Genomic DNA, 11,787 nt, shown 5'->3' with positions numbered 1-11,787 from the left:
GGTCGGATCAGGGGGCCGGATCAGGAAGAGGGGGAGTTGAAATCCAGGATCTCTTTTTTGGGCAGGGGGGTAAAGTACTCCGCCTCCCGGGGAAGGGAGATCCCCTGGGTCCGCAGGAACATGGCCCGGGTGGAGATGCAGGCCCCGAACATGAGGTTCAATCCGATTTCAGCGGTTCTCCGGTTTTCATGGGATTCCAGAAAACCTGCCTTTACCCATTGGTTAAATGCCCCCATGGACGGTCCGCACCAGATCTGAAAGTCCATCTTTCTTTCGGGAGTTCCCTGGATCGCCCACCTGGATGACTGTCCCAGGTAGGAACGGAAGACCAGAGCCATCTTATGTTTGGGGCTTTCTTCGGCCTTTTCGATCTCTTTGGGGTTGCCCCGGGTCAGGAAAAAATCCCGGGTGGACTGCCAGGCGGCTTCAAAGTTTTTCAAAAGAAATTTGTCTTCAATTTCCTTTTGGAGTTTTTCCGGAACCTGGTCAAAATCATCGTAATTTTTATAGATTTGAAAAAGTTTTTCCGCCCGGACCGGGAACATGGTGCCCCTTTTCAGCACCTGGACCCTGGCCCCGATTTCAAACATATCCGCAGCCGGGGCCATGGCAACATCGGCCTGTTCCGCCTGGCAGAGCAGTTTCCTGACTTCTTCGCTGATCCCGGCCTCCATACAGGATTGGTTCACCGATCCGGTAAGGATATAGGCGGCCCCCATGCTGAAGGCGGCTGCGGCCGATTCCGGAGTGGCAATCCCCCCGGCAAGACCCACGCACAAGGGAGATCTGTATTTGAATTTTTCCATGAATTGATTTTTCAGGGAGATCATGGTGGGCAGCAGGGCCAGGGCCGGTCGATTGTCCGTATGCCCCCCGGAATCGGCCTCGGCCGTCAGATCCCAGGCCATGGGAATCTGTTCCGAAAGCTTAGCCTCTTGGTCTGAAATCAGTCCGGCTTCGAGCAGGCCGGTCACGATTTTCTGCGGGGGAGGGCTGAAAAACTGCCGGGCCACCTCGATCCTGGACACCTTGGCGATAACCTGGTTGGGTGCGACAACCTCATTGTCCGGGCCGGTGTGAAGACCCTTGACCCTGTAAAGAACCAAAGCCGGGGTCATGCGCATGAAGGCGGCTGCACTGACCCGGCGAATTCCATGTTTCAGATAAAGGTTCACCGTTGCCATTTCATGACCCGGGTCCCCGAGACTGTGGATGAGGTTGAATCCAAAGGGTTTTTCCCCAAGATCGGTCTTCAGATCTACAACGGCCTTTTCAATCTGATCCAGGGAGAGGCCTCCGGCTCCGAAAACGCCCAGCATTCCGCTTTCCGCCATGGCCTTTACCATTTCAACCGAGGAAATCCCGTTGGCCATGGCCCCGGCAACATAGGCATAGCGCAGCCCGTGCCGTTTTTTAAAGATCTTATCTCCCAGGCTTTCCATGTCCACTGCCGGAGCAAAGGCCTTTACCTGCGAGGATTGGGTCCCTGTCTCTTTTACCCCTGAAGGAGGGGTATTGGAAAAAAGAAGATTTTCATCCCGCCTTGTGACGTAAACCGGTTCGGAAACGCCATAAAGACAATTCTTTATCTGTTCGTTGTTGCTCATCTATATCTGCCGCCCAATCCCTATTGAAAAATCTGTAAACAGTGATTGCCATCTATGACGGCAACTGCATCTGAGGCTTTTAACATAACTCCCCATAGATGATCAAGATGAACCAGTTTTGCAGGGTTGAGACAAAGTATGTGAATAGTATTAAAATCTTAGTTTTGATATTTTCGGATTTTTAGGAGATTAATGTAATCTTTATCCTTTAGCAGGAAGGAAGCTCCCTCCATATATAGTGTTCAACTCAGAATCGAAAATCTGAGCTTTTACAGATTGCTCGCCTCTTTGAACTCTAATATTTTATGGCCTTTTCTGCGAAAGTTAATGTAAATAAGGCAAAAGACATCTCGCTACCTTTTTTTTAAAATTCAACGCAACCCCCTTTGCATTTCAGAGATTATATATTGTCCATGTAGGTTATAAGAATCGCAATTTCATCCTAAAAATAAATTCCACAAACAATAATGATAGGTTTAGGCTATTGTTAAACACTTATATTAGCAGTATTGAAATTTAATTTTGGTGTTTTAAATTTTATTTAAGGACAACAAAAGAGTCTTTGGATTAAAAAACAAAAACAGCGAAATTGATAAGGTGATAAAATGACTAAGAAAAGAATCGAAGATTACGTAGAAGATGAGAATGAAAGATCAGAAGGTCACGTAGATACAAGACACAGAAACTTCGAATGTGAGAACCCCGATAAAAGCTTGGGCTGCGATCCAGGAATTGATGTGGCAGGGTAAAGATAAAAAAAAGGCAGAGTCTTAAAGAATAGGAAACTGTATTAAAATATAAATTACGATGTTATATGATAAATAACGGAGGTTCCCTATGATATCAGCAACAATCGCAATACTTCTTATCGCATATCACTTAGATAAATGTTATGGATCAAAAACCGGAACATGTGAATTGTAGGTGCTCGGCAGTGTTCAAACATCCATAATAAAGATACTAAATATTTAGAACAAATGCAGAGCCTCTAAGAGGCTTTGCAACTATTTTAGACTTTCACTGTAATTCGAACAAATAATAGTACAATGAAAATAAAAGAATGCGATTATAATCGTCATTCTAACTACTTAATTTATAACCGGAAATGTCTCTGCCGAATGCTCCCATGATTGATGGGACCGGATTTTAACCACAATTGTAGAAGGAAAATAACGACGACGAAAACGCCTTATCAAAAATATAATTTACACGTTAAAGGAGGCTTTATGTACCGATACAAAAAAATAATGGTTGGTTTGAATCTGGACGATCATGATGAAAACCTGATTCAATATGCTGGCATATTATCAAAAATGGCCAAATCCGAGGAGATACATTTTGTCTACGTATCCGACACATTTGATATTCCAGATGAAGTAAAAAAAATCTATCCTCAAATTGCATCTCCGGTCGAGACCGCCATAGAAGAAAGAATGAAACAGATTGTTGAACAACACTTTAACGGTCATGAGGATTCAAAACTGATTTTTCGGCCTTTGGAAGGATCCCTGCTGGGGCTTTTAATCTCATACACAAAAAAACATGATATCGATCTCTTGATCATCGGGCACCAAACCAATGGCAATATATCAAATAACACCCTTTCAGAAAAATTGGCAAGAAAAGCGTTTTGCTCGGTGATGATTGTCCCCAGAGGACGAAAGGCGTTACTTGGAAAAATATTAGTGGCCGTGGATTTTTCTGATCATTCTTTAAATGCCCTGGAAGTTGGAAGTGCATTTGCGAAAGCTGCTGGGCTGGACCATATTCATATCCTAAATAATTATAATGTACCCACAGGACATCATAAAACAGGAAAGACCTACGAGGAATTTGCCGACATCATGTTGGAGAACGCAAAATCAAAGTTAAGGGAATCACTATCAAAGGTCGATTTGAAATCGATCGGCATCAAGCCGTTTTTCAAGAAAAGTGATGATATTGTCAAAGGGATACAAGAATTTTCTGTAAATATGGGAGCTCATTTGATTGTTGTGGGTGCCCGGGGACGCAGCGGAGATATCGCTGCGATTCTTCTCGGCAGTATCACAGAAGGGTTGATCAGAAAACTTGACAGACCCCTCCTGGCGGTTAAGAAAAAGGGAGAGGGATTGAATATATTGGAAGCGATAACTTTATAGTAAATACAACTGCTTAGGGAGAAATAGAATGAATGACCATCACCATACTGATGATCCTTTCGTTTTAAAGCTGCTCAGTGTAATTCGGTTTTCAGTAAAGGTTCTCGCATTAATTATGACAGCTGTTATCCTCTGGGGTGTGGTTGACGTTTGCTGGGTTATATATCAAAAACTGATGACACCACCTAAGTTTTTGCTAACCATAAGCGACATACTTGCCACCTTTGGTGCTTTTATGGCGGTACTCATAGCGATTGAGATATTTGTCAATATCTGCATTTATCTAAGAGAGGACGTGATCCATGTCCAGATTGTTATGGCAACAGCGTTAATGGCCATTGCCCGGAAAATAATTATTTTAGATTTCAGTGAAATCAGTGCTGAATACGTCTGGGCCATGGCAGGTGTTGTTTTTGCAATGAGTATAGGTTATTTTCTGGTACTGAAATCATCTCAGGGCAGCATCCCGGCCTTTGACCGGATTTTTCCGGGGGATATACACAAAAACGGAATAGACAAAAAGGAAAACTAAGTTGGATAGACAATAAATATATATTGTAAGGGAATTCAATGTACAACGGCAAAAGTAAAGACGGCTTCAGTTCTTCCCCTTCATGGCAAAAAGCACTCATGCTTATTTCTATTGCCTTGCCTTTACTGGTACTGATATTCCTTTCAAGTCTGTATTCGACTGACAGTCTGATTTTTAAGTATCCCTGGGTTCCATCTCTTGGAATATCTTTTTCAATACAGCTTGATGGTCTGAGTCTGCTTTTCATCTGGTTGATATGCGGTATCGGGATTTTTGTGCAGATGTATGCCTATCACTACATGAAGGGTAAACCTTTCTGCGCAATGTTTCACCTTTACCTGATCCTTTTTATGGGTGCCATGCTCGGTGTGGTTCTGTCCGGAAACATCATTTTGCTCTTCGTTTTCTGGGAACTGACCACCCTGACTTCTTATCTTCTGATCGGCTTCAATCATGATCAGGAAAATTCCAGAAAAAATGCCCTCCAGGCGATTCTTGTGACCGGTGCAGGCGGTCTGGCCCTGCTTGCCGGTCTGATACTGCTGGGGCAGATGGCCGGCTCCTATGAGCTGGATCACATTATCAACCATGCAGGCGATCTGTCATCTGAGAGTAGATTTGCCCCCGCTTTGATCCTCATATTGATCGGGGCGTTTACAAAATCCGCCCAGTTCCCGTTTCATTTCTGGCTGCCTGGCGCCATGTCGGCTCCGGCCCCGGTCAGTGCGTATCTGCACTCGGCCACCATGGTCAAGGCTGGTGTCTATCTTCTGGCCCGGCTTTCTCCTGTTTTCAGCGATAGTGACCTTTGGTTCTGGTCGCTTGCCATTACCGGCGGAGTCACAGCTGTATGGACCGGACTTTTAGCGCTAAGCCAGAAAGATTTAAAGTTGATGCTGGCTTATAGTACCAATGTGGCTCTTGGCAAACTGGTCTTTTTACTGGCGTTCGGCACCTGGTATGCCACATCTGCGGCGCTGATGTTCATCATAGCCCATGCCTTATACAAGGCGGCATTGTTCATGGTGATCGGTACTGTGGACAAGGCAACAGGCACCAGAGACCTCAATCGTCTGGCAGGTCTTGGAAGTATCTTGACGTTCAGTTTTTTCGCTGCCGGATTATCAGCGTTGTCCAAGGCCGGGATTCCGCCGCTGCCTGGGTTTGTGAGCAAGGAATATATGTACAAGGCGGCCCTTGAATCTTCTTATCTGCCGACAGCCGTTCTTATACTGGTCAATTCCATGATGGCGGCCATGGCCTTTGTTTTCGTGATTAAACCTTTTCTTTCAAAACCGGATACCGGAACCGTTACCGCCAAACCGGTTGAAAAAAAGCTGTTTTTATGGCTGCCGCCACTCTGCCTTGCCGCTCTGGGATTGTTTGTTACATCGGCAGGACTGCCCTGGATCAACAACACACTGCTTCTTCCTGCTGGCCTGGCCGTCGGACCAAATCTCGAAATTACCGGTCTCAAGCTCTGGCAGGGATTTAACCTGCCGCTGGCCTTAAGTGGGGCTTCACTGTTGATCGGTGTGGCCATTTTTCTTTATTATGATCCGATCCAATCTCTGATTCGTGTTCTGATACGGCAGCTGCCATCGGGCAACACAATTTTTGAGAACATCATCCAATGGACGATCGCTGTGGCATCCCGAATAACAGCCCTTTTACAGCATGGCCGGCTGACCGGTTATCTGTTTACCCTGTTCTTCCTTCTGGCATTGATGATCCTGGTTAAAATTCCTGAGTTACCGCTCCCGGAACGTTTTGTGATACAGGATATCCGATTTTATGAAGTTTTACTTTCTTCAGGTCTTTTGGCCGCCGTTCTCATCGTAATCCTTTCTGGTTCTACGTTGTTGTCAATCATCTCACTTGGGACTGCCGGGTTTATCACAACATTATTTCTGATGTTTTACAATGCACCGGATGTCGCCAAAACCCAGTTGCTGGTGGAAACCCTGACCGTCATTTTTCTGGTCATACTTGTGCGGCGCATCCCTAAACTGTCAAGTGTTTTACCCCATTCTACCGGAAGACGCTTCCTCAATGCCATGGTTTCTCTGGTTATCGGTGCAGGTGTTTTCTGGACCCTTTTGAGCATTACCGCTGTTCCTCAGGACACGACACTGATTGATTATTTTGCCCAAAACAGCCTAATCGCGGCCCATGGCCGAAACATTGTCAATGTTATCCTGGTCGATTTCAGGGCCCTGGATACCCTGGGAGAAATTACTGTTGTGGTCATGGCGGCTTTGGGGGCTTCCAGTATTCTGCTGGCAAAAAAAAGGAGGTCTTCATGAAATCCGTGATTTTCCGAACCACTGCACATATTGTGATCGGGATCATGCTCCTTTTTTCTCTCTACCTGCTTTTCAGGGGACACAATGAACCGGGCGGCGGATTTATCGGTGCACTGATCGCCGTGATTGCCCTGGCTGTGCTTGTACTGGCTGAATCCGGCGAATATGTCCGTCAGCGCATTCGTTTTTCCCCTGAACTGATTGCGGTTACTGGTGTCGGCATATCGCTGACGTCAGGTCTTCTGGCATTATTCAGGGACCAGGCGTTTTTAACCGGGATCTGGTGGAAAACCATTTTGCCCCTTGGAACGCCACTGCTGTTTGATATCGGTGTTTACCTGGCCGTGACTGGCGCCGTGCTTTCAATCCTTTTGCATCTGGTTGAGGAATTGTCGTGATGGAACCTTTAATGAGTCTGATATCGAGTATTCTTGTTGCTGCAGGTGTATACCTGATGCTGGAGCGGCATGTCCTGCGTATCCTGTTTGGTTTTATCCTGCTGAGCAATGGCATCAACCTGGCCATTTTAACTGCCGGGCGGCTTTCTATAGACGGTGTGCCCATCATACCACCCGGCGCATCTGTCCTCCGTGGTTCTTACGCTAACCCCCTGTCTCAAGCGCTGATCCTGACGGCTGTTGTCATAGGATTCGGCGTGCTGATCTTCTGCCTGGTGCTGGCCTACCGTGCCAGCCGAGATCTTAATTCAGCAGACGTTGACGCCATGAGCCTGTCAGAAAAGGAGAAGTGATGATCCGCTGGTTGCCAATACTCCCTTTGATTATCCCCTTATGCGGTGCAGTCCTGCTTTTTATGGCAAAGAAAAACATGCGTGCGGTCACATCAGGTGCATGGATGATTACCGGAATCGGCACCCTGGTCAGTGTCTTATTAATCTGCCGTGTGAATCAGAACGGACCTGTGGCCGTTGCAATGGGTAGCTGGCCGGCACCTTTCGGTATTGTTTTCGCGGCAGATCTTTTATCTGCTGCCATGGTCCTGATTTCCTGGATCATCGCAATGGGCGTTGTCATATACGCTGCGGCCGATCTTGAATCCAGTCCTGCCTATTCACGGTATCATCTTTTGATACAATTGCTGCTGGCCGGTGTAAACGGTGCGTTTTTAACTGCAGATCTGTTCAATCTATATGTCTGGTTTGAAGTCATGTTGATCGCTTCCTTCTCACTGATGGTTTTGGACGCGGGCGAGCAGCAGATCCACGGCAGTATCCGATATGTTTTTTTGAATCTGATCTCTACTATGACCTTTCTTTTGGCCATCGGCCTGATCTATGGCGCGACCGGGATGCTCAATCTGGCAGGACTCCATTTAAAATCCGCATCGCTGTCCCCGGGGCTTGCCACCCTTTTAACCGGTCTTTTCCTGTTTTCTTTTTCCGTTAAATCAGCCCTTTTCCCCGTTTTTGCCTGGCTTCCGGCCTCCTACCACACTCTGCCGGCAAGTGTGGCCGCATTGTTTGCCGCACTTTTGACCAAAGTCGGCATTTATGCCATGATGCGAATTTTTACTTTGGTCCTTCCCTTTGAGGGGAGCATCTGGCAGACTCTTTTGATCGTGGTTTCCGGGCTGACCATGCTGACAGGTGTCCTTGGCGCGGCCAGTCAGTATACGATTAAGCGCATTCTGTCCTTTCATATCATCAGTCAGGTCGGATACATCATTATCGGGCTGGCCCTTTATACGCGCCTGGCCCTGGCCGGTTCCATCCTGTACCTGATTCACCATATCATTGTAAAGGCAAATCTCTTTCTGATCGGCGGATTTCTTAACCACCGGTTCGGCAGTGATCATCTGTCTAAAACCGGTGGCGTTTACAAATCCTTTCCTTTTCTTGCCCTGCTGTTCATGATTCCTGCATTCTCCCTGGCTGGTTTCCCGCCCCTTTCGGGTTTCTGGAGCAAATTTGCTGTGATCCGCGCCGGGATTGAAACCGGGCATTACCTGCTTGCCGGAACCGCCCTTTTTGTGGGAATTCTGACGATCTATTCCATGTTGAAAATCTGGAACCAGGCATTCTGGACACCCGCACCAGAGACTGCACCATCCCAGCCGTTTCCAAACCAAAAACGAACCGTGCCCTATCTGATCCCCATAGGGGTATTTGCACTCATGACCATCATCATCGGCCTTGCTGCAGAACCATTTTTCAATTTTGCTGACCGGGCCGCCATGCAGCTGCTTGATCCGGTGCTTTACATCAAGGCGGTATTGGGGGGGGCATCATGATCTATCTTCTGCTCAATCTGTTTTTTGCCGGTGCCTGGGTCCTGATCAACAATGCCTACAGCATTGTCGATTTTTCCATTGGATTTGTGCTGGGTCTCGGGTGTCTGTGGCTGACCCGGCCGTTTGGATTGGATAAATCTTATTTCAGGCGATTGAAAGCCTCTGTGGTTCTGCTCGTCTATTTTCATTACGAAATGATGATATCGGTCCTGCGGGTGGCCTGGGACGTGCTGACCCCGGAGCATACCAGCGACCCGGATATTGTTCATGTTCCGTTGGATGCCAGGACAGATTTTGAGGTTACGCTTCTGGCCAACATGGTGTCGTTGACTCCGGGAACCCTCAGCCTGGATATCAGTCCTGAAAAGACACACTTGATCGTCCATGCCATGTTTGCCCGTGATCATGAAGCGGTTATATCGTCGATTAAAAATGGCCTTGAGAAAAAACTGCTGGAGGTGACCCGTGACTGATCTTTTGTCCATTTGTGTGAACATTGCCTATATCGGACTTTTTACAAGCTTTGTATTTGCACTGATCCGGCTGATAAAAGGCCCGACTCATGCCGACCGTGTACTCGCCCTTGACCTGATCGGGTTTATCACTATCAGCTTCATTACCGCCCATACGATCCGAAGCGGTCAGACCGCTTTTCTCGATATTGCCATCACATTGGCCCTGGTGGCATTCCTGGGCACCGTGGCATTCGTTACCTTCATGAAAAAACGACTGGTCGATCCTGATGACAAAAAAAAGGGGGGTCCATGGAATTCCTGATCTCGGCATGCCTTTTGACCGGCACGTTTTTTACATTTGTCGCAGCGCTTGGACTATTGCGGATGCCGGACATCTACATGCGCATCCACGCTGCCACCAAAGCAGGGACCGTGGGCATCGGGCTTACCCTTCTTGCTGTGGCGCTTTTTTTCCTGGAGACGGCAGTGACATCCCGGGTGGTCGGTATCATGCTGTTTATTCTGATGACTACTCCGGCATCGGCCCACCTGCTGGGTAAAATAATATTGTCTTCCAATTATCGTATGTGGTGCAAAACGGATCCAGAAAGTGATACCGAAAATGGTAATCAAGAATAAATAAAACCTCACCTTATCCTTATTGAGGCATCAGGAATGTTGAAAAATTATAATTATTTCTTATTTTTTCTATAAAACCTATGTTACCAGCTTTATGCCCTCAACACTGAAAGGAAATAATTATGGGAATCGAAACCATTCTGTTCAAAAGTGAAGAAAAAAAAACAAAAAACGAGATTGCAAATACACTTCGAACCATTGCAGATAAAATCGAACTGGGACAGCTCACCCTCAAGCAGGACCAGGCAGAAACGGTCCTTGAATTCCCGGACCAGATGGTCCTGGAACTCAAAGTTGAGGAAGAGCAGGGCAAACGCTTGAAAAAATCCCTGGAAATCGAACTGGAATGGATTGTTGGAGAGACAGGATCTTCAGGCATACAAGTTCTTTGATGGATAACCAATTTTATTTTTCCTACATCACAAGATACCATTGAGACAAAAATAAGGTAAAACGGCCAGAAATGATAACTGTCGAATGATGGTATGATGAATCGTTTTGTTCTGAAATCATCCAACCACCATATAGTGTATCTGTATCCAAAAGCCAAAGTACCTCTTTATTGGAAATAATCATTCCTGCTCTGGAAATGCAAGAGCAAAGTTTGAGGAGAAAAACCACCGTTCCCAACTCCGGCCGTTAAGGGCCGCAGCTCAGCAGGATGAACGATTTTAACAGGCTCTAAGCTGCATTTCTTGAAGAAAGGGAAAAATTCACTTCGTTCAAACAGTTCCCCTTTCTATAGAGAAGCACAGCCAAGAGCCTGTAAAGAATCCCTCCCGATGTCTCCGCTGCGGTCCTCAACAGCCTCCCCGGCAGTACAATCTTTGCAGATATGGATTCAGGTTTTGGAGAGGATTGATTTTCAGCAAGCCTGGGCGATCAGGCCGGGAGAGGCAATGGGTTGAAGCGGCTTAAAGGGCCGGGGTTCCAAATGTTGGTTTCACCCCCGGGGGTGGTATCTATTATGCATTTTAATCAGATATTCCCTGGAGATATGGGTATAGATCTGGGTGGTGGAAATATCGGCATGGCCCAGCATGGTCTGGACAGATCTGAGATCCGCCCCTCCCTCCAGCAGATGGGTGGCAAAGGAATGGCGCAAAGTATGGGGGGAGACGGTCTTGCTGATGCCGGCCTTGGCCGCATATTTTTTGATGATCTTCCAGAAACCCTGCCGGGTCATGGGCTTGCCGGCCCGGGCAACGAAGAGATACTCGCTGGAACAGGTTTTGAGCATATCGGGCCGGCCGTGGTCTTTCCAGAGGATGACGGCATCCCGGGCCTTGGAGCCCAGGGGGATGATCCTCTCCTTGGATCCCTTTCCCATGACCCTGACCATATTGGCATCCAGGCTGATGTCCTGGAGCTTGAGCAGGATCAGTTCCGAGACCCGCAGACCCGAGCCGTACAGGATCTCCATCATGGCGGAATTCCTCAACTCCCGGGGGGTAATGGGGTTGACGGCCTTGAGCATGGCTTCCACCTCGGCCACGGACAGGATCTTGGGAAGGGCCTGGCCGGTTTTGGGAATGTCCACTTCCTTGACCGGATTGGAGGCCAGGATCTTTTCGTTGATCAGATATTTATAAAATCCCCGGATGGCGATCAGATGCCTGGCCCTGGATTTTGCCGATAATCCCTGCCGGGTCAGGTGAATGAGCCAGGCCAGAATGACTGCCGTGTCCGTCTCTTCCAGGCGGGTGATCTTCTCCTGTTCCAGAAAATCAAGGAAATTGGCCAGGTCGGCGGCATAGGATTCAATGCTGTTGGACGAGAGCCCCTTTTCTATGGTCAGGTAATCAAGGTATGTCTGAACCTGCTGATCCATGGCAGAAAAATCCTATTTATCCTTCC

13 protein-coding genes are annotated in these 11,787 nt (G+C 47.3%); 11 read left to right on the top strand and 2 right to left on the bottom strand.

Features of this window, described 5'->3' with window-relative positions; all coding sequences use genetic code 11:
• Positions 1-20 precede the first annotated feature (20 nt).
• On the bottom strand, positions 21-1,607 hold the full coding sequence (locus F608_RS33980) for a PfaD family polyunsaturated fatty acid/polyketide biosynthesis protein (RefSeq protein ID WP_022669396.1): 1,587 nt from the start codon (positions 1,605-1,607) through the stop codon (positions 21-23).
• 605 nt (positions 1,608-2,212) lie between these two features.
• Between F608_RS33980 and F608_RS36625 the strand changes: the two genes are divergently transcribed.
• The 11 genes from F608_RS36625 to F608_RS0129635 all read left to right on the top strand — a co-directional run bounded on the left by F608_RS36625 (position 2,213) and on the right by F608_RS0129635 (position 10,322).
• Positions 2,213-2,356, top strand: a complete 144-nt coding sequence (locus F608_RS36625; protein WP_167332207.1) for a hypothetical protein — start codon at positions 2,213-2,215, stop codon at positions 2,354-2,356.
• Between the two features lie 477 nt (positions 2,357-2,833).
• Positions 2,834-3,748: a universal stress protein gene (locus F608_RS0129675; protein WP_022669395.1), complete on the top strand. Its 915-nt coding sequence runs from the start codon at positions 2,834-2,836 to the stop codon at positions 3,746-3,748.
• Between the two features lie 28 nt (positions 3,749-3,776).
• On the top strand, positions 3,777-4,280 hold the full coding sequence (locus F608_RS0129670; protein ID WP_022669394.1) for a phosphate-starvation-inducible PsiE family protein: 504 nt from the start codon (positions 3,777-3,779) through the stop codon (positions 4,278-4,280).
• Positions 4,281-4,318: 38 nt separating this feature from the next.
• Positions 4,319-6,586 (top strand): hydrogen gas-evolving membrane-bound hydrogenase subunit E, encoded by a 2,268-nt coding sequence (gene mbhE, locus F608_RS36015; RefSeq protein ID WP_244154357.1) that lies wholly within the window; start codon positions 4,319-4,321, stop codon positions 6,584-6,586.
• Positions 6,583-6,984, top strand: coding sequence for an MnhB domain-containing protein (locus F608_RS36730; RefSeq protein ID WP_208599560.1), 402 nt, complete (start codon positions 6,583-6,585; stop codon positions 6,982-6,984). The genes mbhE and F608_RS36730 overlap by 4 nt, the downstream gene beginning before the upstream one ends.
• Positions 6,984-7,337 carry an NADH-quinone oxidoreductase subunit K gene (locus tag F608_RS0129660; RefSeq protein ID WP_022669393.1) on the top strand — a complete coding sequence of 118 codons (354 nt, stop codon included), beginning with the start codon at positions 6,984-6,986 and terminating at the stop codon, positions 7,335-7,337. The genes F608_RS36730 and F608_RS0129660 overlap by 1 nt, the downstream gene beginning before the upstream one ends.
• Positions 7,337-8,836 (top strand): proton-conducting transporter transmembrane domain-containing protein, encoded by a 1,500-nt coding sequence (locus F608_RS0129655; RefSeq protein ID WP_022669392.1) that lies wholly within the window; start codon positions 7,337-7,339, stop codon positions 8,834-8,836. Before F608_RS0129660 ends, F608_RS0129655 begins: the two co-directional genes overlap by 1 nt.
• Positions 8,833-9,309: a Na+/H+ antiporter subunit E gene (locus F608_RS0129650; protein ID WP_022669391.1), complete on the top strand. Its 477-nt coding sequence runs from the start codon at positions 8,833-8,835 to the stop codon at positions 9,307-9,309. The genes F608_RS0129655 and F608_RS0129650 overlap by 4 nt, the downstream gene beginning before the upstream one ends.
• On the top strand, positions 9,302-9,613 hold the full coding sequence (locus F608_RS0129645) for an MrpF/PhaF family protein (protein WP_022669390.1): 312 nt from the start codon (positions 9,302-9,304) through the stop codon (positions 9,611-9,613). The genes F608_RS0129650 and F608_RS0129645 overlap by 8 nt, the downstream gene beginning before the upstream one ends.
• On the top strand, positions 9,601-9,930 hold the full coding sequence (gene mnhG / locus F608_RS0129640; protein ID WP_022669389.1) for a monovalent cation/H(+) antiporter subunit G: 330 nt from the start codon (positions 9,601-9,603) through the stop codon (positions 9,928-9,930). The genes F608_RS0129645 and mnhG overlap by 13 nt, the downstream gene beginning before the upstream one ends.
• Positions 9,931-10,052: 122 nt before the next feature.
• Positions 10,053-10,322, top strand: a complete 270-nt coding sequence (locus tag F608_RS0129635) for an amphi-Trp domain-containing protein (protein ID WP_022669388.1) — start codon at positions 10,053-10,055, stop codon at positions 10,320-10,322.
• 551 nt (positions 10,323-10,873) lie between these two features.
• Here the strand turns inward: F608_RS0129635 and xerD are convergent.
• A complete protein-coding gene (gene xerD, locus F608_RS0129630; RefSeq protein ID WP_022669387.1) occupies positions 10,874-11,761 on the bottom strand; it encodes a site-specific tyrosine recombinase XerD in 888 nt (295 codons plus the stop codon).
• Between the last annotated feature and the right edge of the window lie 26 nt (positions 11,762-11,787).

The sequence above is a fragment of the Desulfospira joergensenii DSM 10085 genome (assembly GCF_000420085.1).
GTDB classification, from domain to species: Bacteria; Desulfobacterota; Desulfobacteria; order Desulfobacterales; family Desulfobacteraceae; genus Desulfospira; species Desulfospira joergensenii.
Note: the sequence above shows the minus strand (reverse complement) of the source record. Positions and strands in the feature narration are given on the sequence as shown.